This is a genomic window from Streptomyces sp. NPDC030995, assembly GCF_055571215.1.
In genome coordinates, this window is the sequence record NZ_JBVIFS010000026.1 from 52,990 (window position 1) to 72,052 (window position 19,063).

18 protein-coding genes are annotated in these 19,063 nt (G+C 70.7%); 5 read left to right on the forward strand and 13 right to left on the reverse strand.

What is annotated here, in order from left to right; all coding sequences use genetic code 11:
- Positions 1–96: 96 nt before the first annotated feature.
- On the forward strand, positions 97–1,167 hold the full coding sequence (locus ACZ45T_RS29700) for a methyltransferase (protein ID WP_468446632.1): 1,071 nt from the start codon (positions 97–99) through the stop codon (positions 1,165–1,167).
- 23 nt (positions 1,168–1,190) lie between these two features.
- Positions 1,191–1,658, forward strand: coding sequence for a TetR/AcrR family transcriptional regulator (locus tag ACZ45T_RS29705; protein WP_468446634.1), 468 nt, complete (start codon positions 1,191–1,193; stop codon positions 1,656–1,658).
- Positions 1,659–1,726: 68 nt separating this feature from the next.
- Here ACZ45T_RS29705 and ACZ45T_RS29710 read toward each other — a convergent pair whose 3' ends face one another.
- Positions 1,727–2,215, reverse strand: a complete 489-nt coding sequence (locus ACZ45T_RS29710) for a PhzA/PhzB family protein (RefSeq protein WP_468446636.1) — start codon at positions 2,213–2,215, stop codon at positions 1,727–1,729.
- A gap of 218 nt (positions 2,216–2,433) precedes the next feature.
- Here ACZ45T_RS29710 and ACZ45T_RS29715 point away from each other — a divergent pair, with 218 nt between their 5' ends.
- Positions 2,434–3,483, forward strand: coding sequence for a methyltransferase (locus ACZ45T_RS29715; RefSeq protein WP_468446638.1), 1,050 nt, complete (start codon positions 2,434–2,436; stop codon positions 3,481–3,483).
- 107 nt (positions 3,484–3,590) lie between these two features.
- On the opposite strand, the gene phzG is transcribed toward ACZ45T_RS29715, so the two are convergent.
- The 6 genes from phzG to ACZ45T_RS29745 all read right to left on the reverse strand — a co-directional run bounded on the left by phzG (position 3,591) and on the right by ACZ45T_RS29745 (position 9,808).
- Positions 3,591–4,247, reverse strand: a complete 657-nt coding sequence (gene phzG, locus ACZ45T_RS29720) for a phenazine biosynthesis FMN-dependent oxidase PhzG (protein ID WP_468446640.1) — start codon at positions 4,245–4,247, stop codon at positions 3,591–3,593.
- Entirely contained in the window at positions 4,240–5,079 is an 840-nt protein-coding gene (locus ACZ45T_RS29725; RefSeq protein ID WP_468446642.1) for a PhzF family phenazine biosynthesis isomerase, read from the reverse strand. Before ACZ45T_RS29725 ends, phzG begins: the two co-directional genes overlap by 8 nt.
- A 38-nt stretch (positions 5,080–5,117) precedes the next feature.
- A complete protein-coding gene (locus ACZ45T_RS29730; RefSeq protein ID WP_468446644.1) occupies positions 5,118–7,043 on the reverse strand; it encodes an anthranilate synthase family protein in 1,926 nt (641 codons plus the stop codon).
- Positions 7,040–7,663: an isochorismatase family protein gene (locus ACZ45T_RS29735; RefSeq protein WP_468446646.1), complete on the reverse strand. Its 624-nt coding sequence runs from the start codon at positions 7,661–7,663 to the stop codon at positions 7,040–7,042. Before ACZ45T_RS29735 ends, ACZ45T_RS29730 begins: the two co-directional genes overlap by 4 nt.
- 18 nt (positions 7,664–7,681) lie before the next feature.
- Positions 7,682–8,860 (reverse strand): 3-deoxy-7-phosphoheptulonate synthase, encoded by a 1,179-nt coding sequence (locus tag ACZ45T_RS29740; RefSeq protein ID WP_468446648.1) that lies wholly within the window; start codon positions 8,858–8,860, stop codon positions 7,682–7,684.
- 222 nt (positions 8,861–9,082) lie between these two features.
- Positions 9,083–9,808, reverse strand: coding sequence for a sigma factor-like helix-turn-helix DNA-binding protein (locus ACZ45T_RS29745; RefSeq protein ID WP_468446650.1), 726 nt, complete (start codon positions 9,806–9,808; stop codon positions 9,083–9,085).
- A 594-nt stretch (positions 9,809–10,402) separates the two neighbouring features.
- Here ACZ45T_RS29745 and ACZ45T_RS29750 point away from each other — a divergent pair.
- On the forward strand, positions 10,403–11,032 hold the full coding sequence (locus ACZ45T_RS29750; protein ID WP_468446652.1) for a hypothetical protein: 630 nt from the start codon (positions 10,403–10,405) through the stop codon (positions 11,030–11,032).
- Positions 11,029–11,211 (forward strand): MerR family transcriptional regulator, encoded by a 183-nt coding sequence (locus tag ACZ45T_RS29755; protein ID WP_468446654.1) that lies wholly within the window; start codon positions 11,029–11,031, stop codon positions 11,209–11,211. The genes ACZ45T_RS29750 and ACZ45T_RS29755 overlap by 4 nt, the downstream gene beginning before the upstream one ends.
- Before the next feature lie 52 nt (positions 11,212–11,263).
- On the opposite strand, the gene ACZ45T_RS29760 is transcribed toward ACZ45T_RS29755, so the two are convergent.
- From ACZ45T_RS29760 to fni, 6 genes are all read right to left on the reverse strand, one after another.
- Positions 11,264–12,694 carry a nitrosuccinate lyase gene (locus tag ACZ45T_RS29760; RefSeq protein WP_468446656.1) on the reverse strand — a complete coding sequence of 477 codons (1,431 nt, stop codon included), beginning with the start codon at positions 12,692–12,694 and terminating at the stop codon, positions 11,264–11,266.
- The gene (locus ACZ45T_RS29765) at positions 12,684–14,666 is read right to left on the reverse strand and encodes an FAD/NAD(P)-binding protein (protein WP_468446658.1); all 1,983 of its coding nucleotides are present in this window, start codon (positions 14,664–14,666) and stop codon (positions 12,684–12,686) included. Before ACZ45T_RS29765 ends, ACZ45T_RS29760 begins: the two co-directional genes overlap by 11 nt.
- A gap of 81 nt (positions 14,667–14,747) precedes the next feature.
- Positions 14,748–15,725, reverse strand: coding sequence for a 3-oxoacyl-ACP synthase III family protein (locus ACZ45T_RS29770; RefSeq protein ID WP_468446660.1), 978 nt, complete (start codon positions 15,723–15,725; stop codon positions 14,748–14,750).
- Between the two features lie 6 nt (positions 15,726–15,731).
- Complete coding sequence (locus ACZ45T_RS29775; protein ID WP_468446662.1) at positions 15,732–16,907, reverse strand: hydroxymethylglutaryl-CoA synthase; 1,176 nt, start codon at positions 16,905–16,907, stop codon at positions 15,732–15,734.
- Positions 16,908–16,910: 3 nt separating this feature from the next.
- Positions 16,911–17,939 (reverse strand): hydroxymethylglutaryl-CoA reductase, encoded by a 1,029-nt coding sequence (locus tag ACZ45T_RS29780; protein WP_468446664.1) that lies wholly within the window; start codon positions 17,937–17,939, stop codon positions 16,911–16,913.
- Between the two features lie 29 nt (positions 17,940–17,968).
- A complete protein-coding gene (gene fni, locus ACZ45T_RS29785) occupies positions 17,969–19,060 on the reverse strand; it encodes a type 2 isopentenyl-diphosphate Delta-isomerase (RefSeq protein ID WP_468446666.1) in 1,092 nt (363 codons plus the stop codon).
- Positions 19,061–19,063 lie beyond the last annotated feature (3 nt).

Below are 19,063 nucleotides of genomic sequence, written 5' to 3' on the forward strand. Positions count from 1 at the left end.
GGGCCCGGCGGCGACCTGCCGCCGGGCCCGGGCCGTTCGCGTCTCGCTGCCCGGCCCGCCGGCGGCAGCGACCAATTTTCGAAAGGGATCCCTGCAATGACGTCTGACGCCACCCTCGCGCGGTTTCGCGAATACATGGTGGGCCCCTCGCGGTTCATGACCCTGCTGTCCACCTTCGAGCTCGGCATCATCGACAAGCTCCGCCAGACGCCCGGCCTGACCGCGGTCCAGCTCGGCGAGGCCGTCGGCGCCAAGCCCGACGCTGTGCAACAGCTCCTCCTCCTGCTGGTCAAGGAGAGCTTCATCGCCCACGACGAGGAGACCGGCGCCTACACCCTCGACGCGCTCGCCGACCTCTCCGAGGATGACGAGCGGCTCGTGCTCGCCGATCTGGACATGATCAAGATGGTTTCGCTGCGGCAGCTGTTCCATCTGACCGAGAGCGTGCGCACCGGCACGACCGTGGGTCTGCGCGAGGTCTACGGCTCCGAGGGCGACCTGTACAACGCGCTGGCCGAGCACGACGAACTGCGCGAGTCGTGGGCGCGGTTGATGAACACCGCCACGGCCCACATCGACCCGTGGTTCTTCGGACACGTCGACATCCCCTCCGGTGCGCAGGTCCTCGACCTCGCCGGCAACACGGGTCTCGGCGCGATCCACACCTACCGGCACAAGGCCTCTCCCGGGCTGAAGGTCACCACCTTCGACCTGCCGGCGAAGGAGAAGGAGTGCCTGGAGAACTTCAAGGCCCATGGTGTGGAGGAGCACTGCTCCTTCATCGGCGGCGACGTCTTCGAGGAGGTGCCGCGGGGTTTCGACACCGTGCTGATCAAGCACTTCCTGCCCATGTTCGACAAGAGTGACGTGTTCCGGATCCTCGAAGGCGTCCACCGGTCGCTGGAGGCCGGCGGGACCATCAACGTCCTGGTGCCGGTGTTCCCCGAGAACCTCAAGGACCGGGACAACTACACCGTCGACTTCTATCCCAGCTTCTTCATCGGCTGCGCCATGGGGCAGGGCGGGCCGCAGAAGCTGTCGACGTGGCAGCGCTGGATCGAGGAGTGCGGGTTCAAGGTCACCAAGGCCATCGCCGAGGATCCCGCCACGATGCCGAAGAACGCCCTCCCGGTGGAGGCCGTTCTCTGCGCGACGAAGGTCGCGTGACCACAGGAACAGGAGAGGAAGAGATGTCCGACGTCGCTGAGACCGAAGGGGGCATGGCCGCCCTGAGCTCGCTCGGGGCGGGGCTCGCCCAGGCCAGCGCGGAATCGCTCAGCGGGCCGCGCGAGCAGCTGGCCGAGAGCCTTCTGCGCTCGGCCCTGACCCGCTGGGAAGACCCCGGGGTGCGGCCGAAGCTGCTCGCCACCCTCGCCGCCGCGACCACCACCGAGGAGGGCGCGGAGCAGCTGCGCGACTTCCTGTACTCGCAGCTCTTCGCGCAGGTGGGCATCGCGCTCGAGGGCAAGCCGATGAACATCGAGCAGGTCGCCGAGACGCTCGCCGTTCCGGCGATCAACATCAACGCGGCGGCGGCGCAGGTCTGGGGCGTGGTCCTGTACCGCTACGTCCTGAAGATGGAGCCGATCGCGTCGGCGTCGGGCGAGGAGCTGATCGAGCTGCTCTCGCCGACCATCCAGCGGTATCTGCTCGGCTGACGCCGTGCCGGCCGACCGGCCCCGGTGGCCGCGCCCGCTCGCGCGTCGCCACCGGGGCCGGTCGCCTTTCAGGTGGGGATTCCCTCGCGCTTGATCTCCGGGACGGGGATGCCGAGGGCCCGCAGCTGCTGGAAGGGGTTCATGAACTCGCGGTTCTGCACGATCTTTCCGTCGTCGAGGGCGAAGGAGTGCAGGAAGTGGTTCTCGTAGTAGCCCTCGGGATAGCCCGGGAAGCGGATCTTTCCGTGCCCGTCGCACTCGACCCAGAAGAAGTTCGGGTCCTGCGTCTCGAAGACCTGGATGTTGTACCACTCCCAGTCCGGGAACATCTCGAGTGACCAGACCCCGTGCTCGGCCAGCCGGTCGCGGCCCTGAATAACAATGGGTTCTCCGGTGTCGCTGGTCCACAGACCGCCGCTGCCGTGCTCGACGAACAGCTCGTGCCGGTGCAGCCGGGCCGGGCCCTTCGTGTCCGCCAGGTACTTCTCGACGGTGGCACGGTTCTTGCGGCGCAGCTCGGCGGCGTCGGTGAAGCCGTGCGGTGCGTCGTCAGCCATGGTGTCCCCTCAGCAGCGTGTTCGGGCGGTCGAGGTGAATCCTCGTGTCCGCGGCTCGGGGCCGGGTCGAGCGGTGTTCGAGCGCTTGGGGGGTGTACTCCCGCGGTACTTGAGCGGGACGCGATGGGCCGGGCGCAGGCTGGGAGGCGTATGCCGGGGCTCGTGCACGATCCGTTGGGCCCTGGACCTCGTACGGCATGGAAGAGGGGACTTTACCGATGGCAGGCGTTCGCCTGGAGGCCGCAGAAGACCCGAAGATGTCCGGCACCTCACAGGTGACGGGCGAACTGCTCGAACTCGCCCTGGGCTATGTGTACTCGGCGGCCCTGCACGCCGCCGCGCGTTTCGGCATCGCCGACCACCTGGCGCAGGGCCCGCGCACCGCCGGCGAACTGGCCGGGGCGGTGCAGGCGGACGGCCCGCACCTGTACCGGCTTCTGCGGTTCCTCGCCACCAAGGGGGTCTTCCGCGAGGACGAGCAGGGCCGCTTCCACCTCACCCCGCTCGCCGAGCCGCTGTGCACGCACGCGGAGCGGTCCCTGCGCGACTACATCAGGGTGCGCGGCGAGGCGGCTTTCTGGGAGTCGGCGGGCCGTCTCCACGACGCGGTCCGTACGGGCACCACCGCGTTCGAGGGCCTGTACGGCATCCCCTTCTACGACTATGTGGCCGGCGAGCCGGAGTTCGGAAGGGCCTTCAACTCCAGTATGGCGGCGTTCTCCGAGGCGCTGAGCAACGACATCGCCGAGGTCTGCGACTTTCCCGAGGCCAGGAGCGTCGTGGACGTGGGCGGCGGGCGCGGCGGTCTGCTGCGCGCGGTTTTGCGGCGCAACCCGCACATGACGGGCACCCTGTTCGACCTGGAGAACGTGGTGGCCGGGCATGTCCTGGACGCCCCGGACCTGAAGGGGCGGTGGAGCGCGGTGGCGGGGGACTTCTTCGCCTCCGTGCCGTCGGGCGCCGACGTCTATCTCCTCAAGCACGTGCTGGCCAGCTGGCCGGACGAGCAGTGCCTGCAGATCCTGCGGACGTGCCGCGGCGCGATGCCCGCGCACGGACGGCTCCTCGCCGTCAACGCCATGATCCCGGCGGGCAACGATCCTCACCCGGGCAAGACGATCGACATGCTGATGATGACGGTCCTGAACGGCAAGGGCCGCACCCGCGCGGAGTACGAGGCGCTGCTGACGGCGGCGGGATTCGCGGTCACGCGTTTCGTGGAGCCCTCGCCGCACGCGTCCGTGGTCGAGGCCGTCGCGGCCGGCTGAACACCCGAACCCCCACGAAAAAGGAGCCCCCGTCGTCCCGCCCGTGAAGGGGGGGGGACGGCGGGGGCTCTTTTTCGTGGACGCGGGCGTGGGCGTGGGCGTGGGCGCTAAGGCTGGAGGCGGCTGATCTGCCAGCCGTCGCCGGCGCGGTCGTAGCGCAGCCGCTCGTGCAGCCGGTCGGTGCCGTTGGCCCAGAATTCCACGCAGGCGGGCGCCAGCCGGTAGGCCGCGTATGTCTGGGGGCGCCGCAACGGCTGCTGCGGCTGGCCCAGTTCGAGGGCTTTGGCCCGCAGTTCGGCGAAGTGGTCGAGGTCGGTCACCGGCCGGCTCTGCCGGGACACGGTGGTCATGGGGTGGGTGAAGACGGGCCGTGCGAACCACAGGGTGTTGGTCTCGGCGTCGGAGAGCCGGGTCACGGGGCCCGCGAAGGTGATCTGCTGGCTGGTCTCGCGCCAGTACAGGACACCGGACGCCCATGGGTTCTGGGCCAGTTCGCGGCCCTTTTGGCTGTCGGCGTGGGTGGTGAAGGCGATCCCGGCGTCCGTCACCGAGGAGAGGACCACGGTGCGCGAGGAGGTGCGGCCGCGGTCGTCGGCGGTGGCCAGGGCCAGGGCGCGGGGCTCGCGCACGCCGTGTGCGGTGCCGGCCTTCAGCCATGCGGCCAGCAGTCCCATCGGCTCGGGCGGCGGCGCGAGGAACTCGGGGAAGTCCACCTCGATGGCGCCGGTGAGCGACTCGGAACGCGTGTGGGACAGGTCAGACATGGAGCAGCCCTTCGATGGTGAGGACGCCGTGGCCGAAGACGTCGACGGAGTCGACGCGGTCGCCCTCCCCGTGGACGAGGGCGCCCATGGGTGAGGGGCGGCCGATCTCGACGCCCTGGGTGATCTCGATGCGCCGCCCGTAGGGGGCGAGGCCGTGCCGGGCGAGGTGGATGGCGATGGGCCCGGCGGCGGAGCCGGTGGCGGCGTCCTCCAGGACTCCGTACGCGGGCGAGAACATGCGGTTGCGCCATGAACTGCCCGATCCGGCATAGCAGTTGGTCGCCATGTCGGGGAAGCGGGCCAGGGCGCGGTGATCGGGGTCCAGTGTGGCCAGGGCCTCGACGCTTTCCAGGCCGACGAGGACGTGGCGGGGGCCGTTGCGGTAGATGTCCACCGGGAGCGTCGACGTGGCGATGCCCAGTGCCTCAAGGAGTTCATCGGCGCGGTCGAAGGGCTCCCACACGGGCACCGGCTGGCGCATGCTCGCCGCGACGACGTTGCCGGCGACGCGGTCCAGCTCGAAGGGGATCACGCCCATCGCGGTCTCGATCCGCAGCCGGTCCCCGTCGGTGCGCCTTCCCAGGGCGATGGCGGTGCCGAGCAACGGGTGTCCTGCGAAGGGGAGTTCGTTGACGGGGGTGAAGATCCGCACGTGGGCGTCGTGGCCGTCGTGGCGGGGCCGGAGCACGAACGTGGTCTCCGAGAGGTTCATCTCCCGTGCGATGCGCTGCATCTGCCCGGCGGTCAGGTCGTCGCTGCCGAAGAACACCGCCACCGGGTTGCCGGTCAGGGGCTCGCGCGCGAAGGCGTCGACGACTACGTACGTGTGCATCCGTTCGTTCTCCCACTGGTCGAAGGGGTGCGGGCGGATCAGGCGGCGCGGGTGGTCGGGGCCGTCGCGAGCAGGTCGGCCAGGGCCGTGCCGATGATGCGGGGCCCGCCCCTGGTGAGCACGGACTCGGGGTGGAACTGCAGGGAGGCGAAGCCGGGCCCGCGCAGTGCGTGCACCTCACCGGTGGCCGTGTCCCGGCTCACCCGCACCGGCCCCACCCCGTCCACGATGACGGCGTCGTTCTCGCTGACCAGGGAGAAGGTGTTGTAGAAGCCGACGTGTTCGGCGGCGCCGAACAGGTCGATCTTCTTCTGCACGCCCTGGTTGGGCACCGCCCTGCGGTGCAGCGGCAGGCCGAGCCTGAGGCCCAGGACCTGGTGGCTGAGGCAGACGGCGAGGAAGGGCCGGCGTTCGCGCAGCAGCGTGTCGAGCGCCGTGTGCAGGTGCCGCATCTTGGGGTGGGCGGCCTCCTGCGGATCCCCCGGGCCCGGCCCCATCACGACCAGGTCGTGGCTCTCGAAGGCGTACTCCTCGTCGTAGCGGCGGACCGTCACCCGTAGCCCGAGGGAGCGCAGTTGCTGGTCGATCATCGCGGTGAAGGTGTCCTCGGCGTCCACGACGAGGACGCTGCGCCCGGCCAGGCCGCCCGGCGCCGGGGTGCGTGCCGCTTCGTCGGCCAGCCAGAAGGCGGCGATGGAGTCGTTGCGCCGCTGAAGTGCCTGGCGCACGCTCGGATGGTCGGCGAAGCGCTCCTTGCCGTCGCCGCCCAGCGCGGCGAGGAGTCCGGCTGCCTTGGCGCGGGTCTCCGCTGCCTCGGAGGCGGGGTCGGAGTGCCGCACGATGGTGGCGCCCACTGCGATGCCGAGGCGTCCTTGGGGGGTGATGTCCGCGGTGCGGATGAGGATCGCGGAGTCCATGACGCGCTGCCCGTCGGCGTCCCGTCCGATGAGCGCGGCGGTGCCGCTGTAGTAGCCGCGGCCGCCCGGCTCGTACTGGTAGATGGTCCGGCAGGCGCTCTCCAGCGGGCTGCCGGTGACCGTGGGCGCGAACATCGTCTCGCGCAGGATGTCGCGCACGTCGCGGTCGGTGCGTCCCTCGATGAAGTACTCGGTGTGCGCGAGCCTGGCCATTTCCTTGAGGTAGGGGCCCACGACACGGCCGCCCGCCGCGCAGATGCGGGCCATCATCTTGAGTTCCTCGTCGAGCACCATGTACAGCTCGTCGGTCTCCTTGCGGTCGTCCAGGAATTCCAGCACGCCCGAGAGGGTGGGGCCCGAGCTCGGGTAGCGGTACGTGCCGCTGATGGGGTTCATGACGGCGGTGCCGCCCTGGAGGCTGATGTGGCGCTCGGGCGAGGCGCCGACCAGGGTCCGGGTGCCGGTGTGGATCAGGAACGTCCAGTGCACGCCGGATTCGCGTTCGAGGAGCCGGCGGAACAGGGCCGGGGCGCTGCGCGGCCCGTAGTGCGTGATGTCGGCGACGAGGGTGCGCTTGATGACGAAGTTCGCGCCCTCGCCGGTACCGATCATCTCCTTGACGACGCGGCGCACCACTTCCTCGTACGCCTCGTCGTCGACGTCGAATCCGCTGCCGGCCAGGGGGGTGGGCACGTCGGGGAGGCGGGCCAGGGCCTCGCCGAGCGGCAGCTGTTGCCGGCCGGTCACGGTCATCGCCACCAGCGGGGTCCCGTCGTCGGCGCAGGCGAAGCCGCGCTCTGCGAGCTGCCGGTAGGGAACGATGACCAGGACCTCGTGGTGGGCGCCGCTGCCGCGGGCCGGGGGCAGCGGGATGTCGGCCAGCGTGGCGGGCAGGGACACCGGGCCCGCCAGGACCTCCACGACGCCGGAGCCGGCGGTGCCGGGCCGGTGCAGCAGGGCGAATGCCTCCAGCTGTCCTTCCAGTGCCCGGTCGAGCAGGTCGCCGGACGTCTCGTCGCCGGGGGGTGCGGGCGGACCGTACGTCATGCGAACACTTCCTTGACCGTGGTGACGAGGGCACAGCGCTCGGCGGCGTAGGTGAGGGCCGCGCGGTGGTGGCGTTGCGAGAAGTCGGCCGTGGCGTCGGCGACGAGGAACGGCTGGATGTCGTTCGTGAAGGCCTCGACGGCGGTGGCGAGCACCCCGACGTGGGCGTAGACACCGCACAGGACGAGCTGGTCGCGGCCCTGCTCGCGCATCCACTCCAGCAGGTCGGTCCGGAAGAACGCGCTGTAGCGCCACTTGGTGAGCAGCCGGTCGTGCTCAGTGGGCGCGAGCGCGTCGACCACCTGGCGGTCCTCGGGGTCGGGGCGCATGCCGGGGCCCCAGAAGTCTTTGAGCAGACCGCGTTGTTCGTCGCTCATGCCGCCGGGCTGGGCGGTGTAGGCGACCGGGACGCCGGCTGCGGCGCAGCGGTCGCGCAGCAGCGCGGCGTTGCGGACCAGTTCCTCGCGCAGGCTGTCGGGGAACGGCCCCAGGAAGTACCGCTGCATGTCGTGGACGAGGAGGACCGCCCGGTCCGGTTCGGCGGTCCAGTGCACGACGGGCGCGGGTATGTCGCCGGCGGCGGGCAGCGGGTACGGGCTGATGGGGGGTATGCCGGTCATGGCTCCACTTCCGGTGGCTCAGGCGGTCCAGGACGAGACCACGGCTTGGGCCTGCCACGGGTTGAGGCGGGGGTCGCAGTGCGAGGTGTAGCGCTGGCCCACGGAGTCGAGATCGGCCTCGGTGGTGGCGCATTCGGTGACGTCGTCCGGTGTGGTTTCCAGGTGCAGTCCGCCGGGGACGCCGCCCGCTGCGCGCACGGCTTCGACGAAGCGGGAGACCTCGAGCGAGACCATCCGCACGAGCCTGGTCTTGCGGCCGCCGGGCGCCGTCACGGTGTTGCCGTGCATGGGGTCGCTGAGCCAGATGACGGGGTGGCCGGCGCGGCGTACGGCGTCGACGAGGCGCGGCAGCCGCTCGGTGACGGCGCCGGCGCCCATGCGTGCGATGAGGGTGAGGCGCCCGGGGTCGCGCCACGGGTCGAGCCGCTCGCACAGGGCGAGCAGTTCGTCGGGCCGCGTGGCGGGACCGATCTTGCACGCCACCGGGTTGGCGACCTGGGCGAGCAGGGCGACGTGGGCGCCCTCGACCTGGCGGGTGCGCTCGCCGATCCACGGCCAGTGGGTCGAGCCGAGGAAGAACATCTGCCCCGTCTCGTCGGTGCGGAGCATGGGGATCTCGTAGTCGAGGAGCAGCGCCTCGTGGCTGGTCCACACCAGATGGTCCACGGCGCCTGGCCTCGCGGGGCGTTCGCGCCAGCCCAGGTGCTCGACGATGTCGCTGGCGGCCATGTAGCCGGTGAGGATGCGCAGGGGGTCGGGGCGGCGGTTTTCGTGGTCCGGCTCCGGGCCGTTGACCATATGGCCGCGGAAGACGGGGAGTTCGACGCCGTCGACGACCTCGGTGGGCTTGGAGCGGGGCTTGGCGAACTGTCCCGCGATGCGGCCGGCGCGCAGGACGGGCTTGCGGGTGGCCAGGCTAAGTGTCCCGGCGAGCTGGTCGAGCAGGGCGCTCTTGCGCGCGATGTGGTGGCGGGTGCACTCCTGCGGGTCCTCGGCGCAGTCCCCGGACTGCAGCACCATGGCTTCGCCGAGCGCCACCTTGCCCAGCAGCGTCCGCAGCGTGGCCACGTCGTCGGCCCGCACGAGCGGGGGACGTGCGGCAAGTACCTCGCCCACCCTGCGTACTTGCAGGGGGTTGCTCCATTCGGGCTGCTGCAATGCCCCGCGGATGCGAATCCCCCGCATGAGGTCCTCCATGACGCTCCGATCCAGCGGTGTCGTCTGTTGATGACACATAAAGAGGGGGCTGTTTCAAGCAACTGAATGGGCGCGGAAGGCGGTTCAGGGCGAATTCTCCTCGCGCCGCAGGATGCGCACCCAATATTGCGCCGACAGGAATGTGTCCGCAATGGAATTCCAATGGACGCGATGAACACTCGAGGCGAATTCGACCGGCGCACCGGCGGATGATGTGCCGAATTATTGAGCCCGTTCGGAGCCGAGCGCCTCGGAGCCGGGCACCACGCGGATCGTCTGGATGCGCCCGTCGACGATGTCCAGTGCCAGGGCGTTGAGGATCTCGCCGTTGCGGTCGCGGAAGACCACGCCCGGCCGGCCGTCGACGGGCTGCTGTTCCATGGTGATGCCGATCCGCACGAGCGGGGGGACGGTCGCGGCGAGCACCCGGGCCACGTTCTCGGCCCCGACGATGAGCCGGGGCCATCCCGGCGGCGTACCACTGCCGTCGCCGGGAACGGGGGCGGTGGCGGCGAGTTGGCGGCACTCCTCCTCCGAGCGCCCCACGGCCGCCGCGATCTGTGGGAGGCCGCACGCGAACACGTCCCGCAGGAGGAAGACCGCGCGTTCCAGGGGCGACAGCCGCTCCAGCGTCACCGGGGCCTGGGCCGGCCGCAGCGCACCGCTCGGGGCCTGCTGCTCCTGCCGCTCTTGCCGCTCTTGCTGGGCGGCGTACACGGAGAGGAAGACCGCGAGCCCGCGCACCCCGCCGCCGGGCCCGAGCACGGTGTACGGGACGGGCTGCGCGCGGCCCGCCGACAGGGCGCCGTACGCGCGCAGCGCGGCGGCCGCCAGTTCGCCGGACGTGCGGCGGGCGGGGGCCGGGCCGGCGCCGGCCATGGCGCGGGCCTCGGCAAGGGCTCGGGCGGCGATCTCGGTCGTACGCTGGTGCGGCTGCGGGGTGGGCATGGCGGCACTCCTCCACTTGTCCGTGCGGTCGCGCCGTTGCAGGCCGAGGCAGATCCGCCTGGTGACCGAGCCCCCTCCCCTCGCGTCTGGAACGCTATCGGCGTGTCTCTCGGCCGGACAACAGCGTGCGAGCTGCGGTCCGAGCGCGGCTCGACCGGTTCTCCAGCGCAGCTCGGAGCGTCACGTCAGCGGCGTCGGCGCATGGTTGAGCGCGTGCGTGTCCTGCAGGAGTTGACGGATTTCCGGCCGTAAGTCCGCCGGGCCGCGCACCTTTGAACCTTGAACGAACCTCGGGTCTCCCTTTAACGGCGATGGACTGAGAATTTCACGCCGCTCGATTATCGATCTCGCCGCAAGGCCGAACGTTGACACCCACGATCACTCGTGGAACGCTCAAGTTCCTCCATAGAAATGCATGACGAGTGCCGGGCGGATGCCGCCATCGCACTCCCTTTCCATGTGCCTCGACATCCGGGTCCGACGACGCTCCATCCCCCGGAGTCGATTTATTCGAGATGCACTTCCGGCAATCTGCAATGAAAGGCATGCGATCCGCGGTGATCGCAGGGCGAGTCAGCTGACGAAGGAGACCCAATGGAGTTCGACGCATGCCCCAGGAGCCACGCCCAGGAAGTCCGTACCGCCATCGGGTCCACCCTCTGCGTCCCCTGTATCAAGCAGGTGGAACGCAACCTGCGCGCCCTTCCCGGCCTGCATCAGGAATGCCTGCACCACATGTCGTCGTCGAGCAGGCGGATCAGCAACCCCACGAAAGTGTCCGGGAGTCGGAAGCGGGATCATCTGAACGTGTCCGCGCTCGACACCCGGTACAACATCGTCGCCGTCCTGGGGTCCTGGGCGGAGATCGTCGTGGAAGAGCTCGCCGTTCCCGCACCGGACCGCTCGGTCACGCAGCTCGTGCGCTTCCTGACACACCATCTGGATTGGCTGGCCGCCCAGCAGCCGGCCCAGGATTTCGCGGACGAGATCGACGGCCTTCGCATGGATCTGCTGCGCGTCATCGATCCGGAGCACGGCAATCACCGTGCGCTCGCCGCCGCGTGCGTCGTGGATGACTGCACGGGAAACATCAGCGCCTCGCCACAGATTTTCGGACACACGGGAAGGGGCAGCATCAGCTGCTCCTCCGGACACTCATGGGAGATGCGGGAATGGCTGGAACTGCGGCAGCTCATGAATCGGCAGCGAGAGGACGTCGCGTGAACAGGCCGCCACGGCACAGGCTCATTCCGACGAATGTGGCCGCCCTGGCGGCGGGCGTGTCCGAAGCCACCATCCGGAAGTGGGTGAGCCGGGGGAAGCTGACGCGCTACGGCACACCTGGCCGCTCGGAGTTCGACATAGAAGAGCTCACCGAGATCGCCCTGGAGCGCCGGGGCTGACCGCGCCGGGCCCTCGCAGGCCCTCGTAGGCGCCACGAGGGCCTGCGAGGGGCTACGAGGGCAGCGGCCGGGACAGCGCGCGCTTCGTCAGCGCGCCGGCGGCCCCGGTGTACGCCCGGGCCTCGAACAGGTCGGTGAGCCCGGCCTCGGCGAGGACGGCCGACGCCCGGTCGTCCTGGCGCAGGATGTCGGCGAGGGACTCGCCGGTGCGCGCCGACCGTGCGGACGCCTCGTTCAGCAGGTCCCGGGCCCGTGCCTTGCCGAGCAGTGGAGCCAGGACGGCGGCGATCCGCTCGGAGACGATCTGCCCGCCGGTGATGGCGGTGTTGGCCCGCATGCGGTACGTGTCCACCGTCAGCTGGGAGACGAGCTCCACCGCCTGGTGCGCCGCGCCTCCGGTCAGCCGCAGCAGGGAGCGCAGGGGCTCCCACTCCGCGTGCCAGGCGCCGGCCGACCGTTCGTCCTCGCTCGGCATGCAGCCCAGCACGGTCGCCGCGAGCTGCGGGGTCTGCAGGGCGGCGGACCGGATGGCCGTGGCCAGTACGGGATTGCGTTTGTGCGGCATCGCCGAGGACGCGCCGCGGCCCGCGGGGGCCGGCTCGTGCACCTCCGCGACCTCGGTCCGGGTCAGGGACAGCACATCGACCGCGATCTTGCCCAGGGCGCCGCAGGTGAACGCCCCCGCCGTGGCCAGGTCCACGACGGGGGTGCGCAGGACGTGCCAGGGCAACAGCGGTGCGGACAGCCCCAGTTCGTCGGCGAAGGCCGCCGTGAGGTCCTTCACGTACGCGGCGGGGTCGGCGTCCCTGGCGTACTGGAGGTATCCGGCCAGCGTTCCGGCGGCTCCGCCGAGTTGGACGGGAAGTCCGCCCGCGCCGAGCCGGTCCAGTTTGTCCACGGCGTCCAGGACGAGGTGGCGCCAGCCGGCCGCCTTCACGCCGAAGGTCGTGGGCACCGCGTGGAGGGCCAGGGTGCGGCCCGCCATCAGTGTGTCGCGGTGGCTCTCGGCGAGTGCGGCCAGGTTCTGCGCGACGCGGGCGAGGTCGGCGCGGATCAGGCGCAGGGCCCGGTGGGCGACCAGGACGGTCGCCGTGTCGAGGATGTCCTGGCTGGTCGACCCGCGATGCACGTACGCGGCCGCGTCCGGGTCCCGTTGTGCGACCAGCGCGGTGAACTCCCGTACCAGTGCCACCACGGGGTTGGCACACTGGCGGGCCTGGGCGGCCAGGGCCGGCAGGTCGAGGCGGTCGGCCCGCGCCGTCTCGGTGATCACCTTCGCGGCCGCATCGGGCACCGTGCCGAGGCGGGCCTGTGCCCGGCTCAGGGCCGCCTCCGCGTCCAGCATGGCCTGCAGCCATGCGTGGTCGCTGAGCGCGGCGACGACGGGGGCGTCCGCCCAGACCGGTGAGAGCAGACCGCAGTCCAGGGGCACCGGGGCCGGGCCGGTGCCCGCCTGGGCGGTGAGGGGGGTGTCACTGGGCATGGATGAGTCCCTGTCCTGTGTGAGCGTCCTGTCCGGGTGCCTGTTCCTGCTGCGGTCCGGCTGCCGTGCCGCAGGCGAGTGAGGCGCGGGCGATGGCGTCGGCGTCGGTGAGCGTCACCGAGTTGACGCCGGGGCGGATGCCCGCGGCCGTCACCCAGTGCACCGACTCGGTGGGTACCCCGAAGGCGAAGCGGTTCGGATGCGGGCGTCCGGCCGCGTCGATGAGGCGGAAGGGCCGCTCGGTGACGGCCGTGCCGTCGGTCTCGTACGCGCCGTGGGATCGGTTGCGGATGCGGTAGGTGGTGCACTGCCCGGTGACCAGCAGATGGCGCAGCAGTGCGTCGTCGGTGCGGGTCAGGGTGATGGCGGGCAGGCGTGCCTCGACGAGCGCGTCGACGGTGACCGCCGAGGCGGGCACGAGCGGCGAGTGGACGGTGTATCCGGTGCGTTCGGCCGTGACCTTCAGGTCCGGGCCGAGGATCCGCAGCACGTCGGACTCGATCAGCGCGATCATCTCCTCGACGCGGCGGGCCGGCGGGCCGATCGACAGGTGGGCGTTGAGCGGGGTGTACCAGCCGACCAGATCGGTGCGGTACGAGTCGCCGTGCAGGCCGCCGTGGTCGACGGCGAGGCGGACCTCGTTGCGCAGGTCGCGCAGGACGTCGAGTGCCGCCTTGAGGGGGCCGTTGACGTTGCCGGAGCGGGCTTCGGCGACGTCCTGGCGCAGGTGGTCGAGGAGCCAGCCGGTGAAGTCGCGCGGGCCGGTGAACTCCCGGTCGCGGTAGGGGCGGGCCAGCAGGTCCCAGTCGAGGCGGTCCTTGTCACCGATGCCGTACGCGTCGAGGACGGCGTCGGTCTGCCGCTCTGCCGTGTCGGCGTGAAGATAGTCGGGCTGGAACCGCTCGGCCTGGTGGGTGTCCCCGCAGGACCTGAGCAGCGTCGCGTAGTAGACCGCCTCGGCTTCCCGCGAGATCAGCGGCCACAGGTCGGCCTTGAAGTCGAGACCGGAGCGGCCTTTGGAGCGGCGCAGCGCGGTGATGCGGTCGGCGGTGAGCAGCAGCGGCTCGTGCCGGCCGTGCGGGCCTTTCTCGTTCTCGCCGCGGGCCTGGTAGGGGATGCCGCGGCGGGAGCCCGCGTAGAGCCGGGGCTCCTGGCCGGAGGCGTGGTAGACGAGCCGGCCGCCGATCCGGGTGAAGGAGCCGCCGCGGCCGGCGGTGAGCTGGGCCATGTAGTCGAAGAAGTTCAGGCCGAGCCCGCGCAGCAGCACCCTTGTGCCGGGCTCCAGTACGTCGAGGTCGACGTCCGCGGGGTTGGCCGGCGGGATGTGCGTGAGCCCCAGCTGGCGTAGGTGGGCGGTGAATTCGCGCTCGGCGTCGTCCGGGCGGGCCGGCAGGTGGCCCTGGCACAGGATCACGGCGTCGAGGCCGGTCAGCCGGGTCGCGTCGCTCAGCTGGACCCGCTGGCGGGTTCCGTGGGGGGCGTCCGGGTCGTCGTCCAGGGCCACGGCGCGGGAGCGGTGCGCGCTGACCGTGAGGTTCGAGGGCGCGCCCTGGACGATGTGCTGGTAGACCCACCGCAGGTAGTGGCCGTAGAACGCGCGTGTCGGGTAGGTGTCGGGGCCCAGGGCGCGGGCCTCGTGCAGGACGTGCGGCGGGTGGTCGCCGGCTACTTCGCCCGCCACGAGTGCCATGGCCCATTCGTGCAGGCTCGGGCCCGGCTCGAGGGGGCCTTGCATGTCGACGGTGGCGTCGGTGAACAGGGAGATCTGTCCGGCCACGGTGTTCATGAGGAGGTGCTGTGACTGATCGGTCCGCCACACCTTGCCGGGGCCGGGCGGGTAGGGGTCGACCACATGGATGTGGAGGGTGCTGCCTTCGGGCAGGGAACGGGCGTTGGCGCACAGTCGCTCGATCACGGAGAGTCCGCGCGGTCCGACACCTATCACGCACACCGTGTGATGTCTCGCTGTCATGTCAACCGTTTCTGCCGGGGTCGGACGACGGAGCGAAAAGCGACGGGGTCAGGCCCTGGGGCGACAGGCCCCAGGGCCTGTTCACCACTCGACCAGGGCGAGTCCCGCCGCCATGCCGCCGCCGAAGCCGGCCAGGAGGATGAGATCGCCGGGGCACAAGGCCCCGGTGCGGGCCGCCGCGTCCAAGGTGATCGGGATGGAGGCGGCTCCGGTGTTGCCGTAGTGCGTCAGGGTGAGGTGCAGGGATGCCCGCGACAGGCCCAGGTCTGCGAAGACCGTGCCGAGCAGGACACCGTTGGCCTGGTGCGGGACGAAGTGGCGGATGTCCTCGGGGGTGACGCCGGCCTCGTGCAGGAACTGCTTGGCCAGCGGCGGCAGGCGTTCCTCGACGAAGCTGCGTACGGCGCGCCCGTCCATCGCGAAGTACTGGAGTCCGGCGTCGAGGGCGGTCTGGTCGATGGGGAGCCGGCTGCCGCCCGCGGGTACTTGGATCAGGTCGGTCAGGTCGCCGAAGGTGTGCAGGGCGGTGTGGCGGATGCGTGCGCCCTGGCCGTCGGAGCCCAGGACCATCGCGCCGGCGCCGTCGCCGAACAGCACGGCCGTCCTGCGGTCGAGGGGGTTGAGGATGCGCGAGTACAGGTCGGCGCCGATGACCAGCGCGTGGCCGCCGCGCCGGGCGAGCACGCCCTCGACGGCGGTGAGCGCGAACACCTCCCCGGAGCACACGGCGTTGACGTCGAAGGCCGCCGCTGCCGCCGCACCGAGGTTGTGCTGGACGTAGGCCGCGGTGGGCGGCTGCGGGCGGTCCGGTGTGGAGGTGGCGACGACGATCGCCGTCAGCTGGTCGGCGGTGATGCCGGCCGATGCCAGCGCGGCCCGCCCGGCGGCCGTGGCCAGGTCCGAGGTTGCCTGGTGGGGGGCGGCCCAGCGCCGTTCGCGGATGTCGGTCTTGCGGATGATCCAGGCGTCGTCGACGCCCGCGGCCGCGCTGACTTCGTCGTTGGAGACGACCCGATCGGGCACGTAGGCGCCCGTGCCGAGGATCCCGATGCCGGCCATGTGCCTCTAGCGCCTTTCGTAGATGCGCTTGTGGCCGCGCAGGGCCGCGAGCCGGAAGGGCCCGGTGGTCTGCGCCGGGGTGGGGTGCTCTCCCCCGTCGGTCGGCAACGACCGCTGGTGCAGCTCGCGGTAGGCGCCGTGGTCGAGGGTGCGGCGCCGGTCGATCGCCTCGCGGTGTTCCTTGGTCCGCAGGTGGTCCTGGTAGCCGGGCACGACCTTGCCGGCGAAGAACTCGGCGACGGAGCCGGACCCGTAGCTGAGGAAGCCGATGGACCGGCCGGTCAGGTCGTCCGCCTGGTCGAGCAGCGCGGCGAGGCCCAGGTACACCGACGCGGTGTAGCTGTTGCCGATGACCGCGTTGTAGGCGGTGGTCTGCCCGATGGCGCGTGTGATGTCGGCCTCGTCCGTGTCGTGGCCGCAGGTGTTCAGCAGGTGGCGGTGCGCCTTGTGGGCCATCTTCGTGAACGGCTGGTGGTAGCAGAACGCGCTGAACTCGTCGAGCGCGTGGCCGCCCTGCTCCGTGTAGTCCTTCCACGTGCCCTCCACCGCCTGCAGATAGGCGGTGATGGATTCCTGTCCGTCGACCAGTGCGCAATCGCGGTAGTTGGGCCGCCAGAAGTCCATGACGTCGGCGGTGAACAGGCCCGACGGTCCCTCGATGCGTACCAGCGCGGGGTCCTTGGCGACGAGCAGGGCCACGGCGGCCGCGCCCTGGGTCGCCTCGCCGGGGCTGTCCAGCTCGTATTTGGAGATGTCGCTGGCGATCACGAGGACCTGCTGCTCGGGGTCGCGGTGCACGAGGCCGATGGCGAACTGCAGGGCGGCCGTGGCTCCGTAGCAGGCCTGCTTCAACTCGACGACCCGGGTGGCCGAGGGCAGTCCGAGCAGCGAATGGACGTACACACCGGCCGACTTGGCCTGGTCGATCGAGGATTCCGTCGCGAAGACGACCGTGCGGATGCGGTCGGTGCCGTGGCGGGCGATCAGGGGTTCGGCGGCGGCCGCGCCCAGGGTGACGATGTCCTCGTCGGCGGCGGCCACGCTCATCGACTGCTGGCCGATGCCCAGGTGGTATTTGCCGATCTCGGTGCCGTTGTATGCGGCGAGCGCCGTGTGTGGCAGGACGAACTCGGTTGTCGCGAACGACAGATCGTGAATTCCGATCGCGGATTCACTGGCCATGTCCTAAACACCGACCTTTACTGTCTGCTTGTCGCGTTCCAGCTGGAGGTGGGCGCGCATGAGTTCGCCCGGGTTGGTCTGTGCCGCGAGGAGCGAGAGTTCACCGCACAGGACGGTCGCCGCGGCGATGACCGCGAGGCGGCGGGCGTTCTCGCCGGGGGCGCGCTCGGCCCTGCAGCCGAGCCGGGTCAGGTTGGTCTCGACGAAGCGCAGGCCCTTGCCGTTGCCGACGGTGCCCACGATCAGGTTGGGCAGGGTGCAGGAGAAGTAGAGGTCGCCGTCACGGTCTTCGGCCATGGTGACGCCCTGGGAGCCCTCGACGATGTTGGCCGCGTCCTGGCCGGTCGCCAGGTAGAACCCGAGGAGCATGTTCGCGAAGTGGGCGTTGGCCGAGCGGATTCCGCCGGCGAGGAGGGTGCCGAGGAGGTTCTTGCGGATGTTCAGCTCGACGATCTTCGCGGCCGTCGTGTGCAGGACGTTTTCGACCACGTCGCGCGGCACGAGTAGTTCGGTGACCACGTTCTTGCCGCGTCCCAGAATGCCGTTGACCGCGGTCGCTTTCTTGTCCGTGCAGTAGTTTCCGGAGATCGATCCGTAGGAGATGCCCGGGATGGTCTGCAAGAGGTGCCCCAGCAGTGCGTCGGACGCGAGGGTCGCCATGTTGTGCCCGGAGGCGTCTCCGGTGGAGAACTCGAAGCGGACGAACAGCAGGTTGGCGGTGATCTCGTGCCGGATGCCGATGAGTTCGGCGTACCGGCTGCAGGTGCGCACCACGTCGCGCAGTTCGTCGATCCGTGCCTCGATGGTCCGCGCGGCCGTGTACGCGGTCTGCGCGTCCACCGCTTCGACGAGCACCGAGCGGGTCATCCGTTCGTCGACGAGGGTGGCGACGATGCCGTGCTCGGCCAGCATGGAGACCTTGGCCCCGCGCCCCACGGAGGGCCACAGCGGCGACTCGTAGGTGGCGAGGGGGACATGGGTCTCGGTGGTGGCGATGTTCCCCGAGATGCGCAGGGGTCCCACCCACTTCATCGGGACTCCTGCTATCGCGTGCGCGTCAGTCATCGTGTACTTCCCGTCAGCTCGTGGGCGGCGTCGGCGGCGCGGGACCGCTGGGCGAGCGGCCGCGTCTCGATGCCTCGGTCGATGCAGAAGGAGCGGAGTTCGCCGTGGATCGTCAGATCGCAGCGCGTCAGCTCGGCGGGGGTGCGCGCGCCGAGCATGGTCTGCAGCGCCGCCAGCTGGTCGAGCCACGTGGAGATCTGGGCGATCAGCGCCGGTACGCCGCCGTCGAGGAGCGTGCGCAGGAATCCTCCGGACACGCCGACACCCGAGGCGCCGAGCGCCAGGGCGCGGGCGACGTCGAGCGGATTGCGGACGCCTCCGGAGGCGAGGACGGGCAGGGCGGTGTCCTGCGCGTCCAGGAGGCAGGCGGCGGTGGACTGGCCCCAGCCGTGGAGGTAGGCGTAGTCGGCGAGTTCCCGCCGGCCGTTCTCGATGCGGGCGAAGTCGGTGCCGCCGCGGCCGCCGAGGTCCGCCACCCGCACGCCCAGGTCCCGCAGCCTCAGGACGGTCTCGCGGCTCAGCCCGAATCCGACCTCTTTGACGATCACGGGGACGTCGACGGCGGCCGCGATCTTCTCGATCTGCGGGACCCAGGCGGAGAAGGACCGGTCGCCCTCCGGCATCACCGTTTCCTGCACGGTGTTGACGTGGATCTGCAGGGCGTCGGCCCGCAGCAGGCCGATGGCCCGCCGGGCCTGCTCGGTCGAGGCGTTGGCGTTGACGTTGGCCAGGACGAACCCGTCCGGGTTGTGGGTGCGCAGCACGCTGAACGTGTCGGCGCACGAGGGGTCCTTGAAGTAGGCGCTCATGGATCCCGACGCGAGGGGCACCCCGGTCTCGCGGGCGGCGATGGCCAGGTCCCGGTTGATGATGCCGGTCTTCGTGCTGCCGCCGGTCATCGCGTTGACGTACAGCGGGACCTGCCAGGAGATGCCGGCGAAGGTCGTGGCCAGCGAGACGTCCGGCCGGTCGATGCCGGCCAGGGCGTGGTGGACGAACGACACCTCGTCGAACTGGTTGCGTCCGCTGTGCGCGCGCTGCTGCTCGGCAGCGAGCCGGACGTGGTCATCCTTGCGTTGGCCGATCATGCC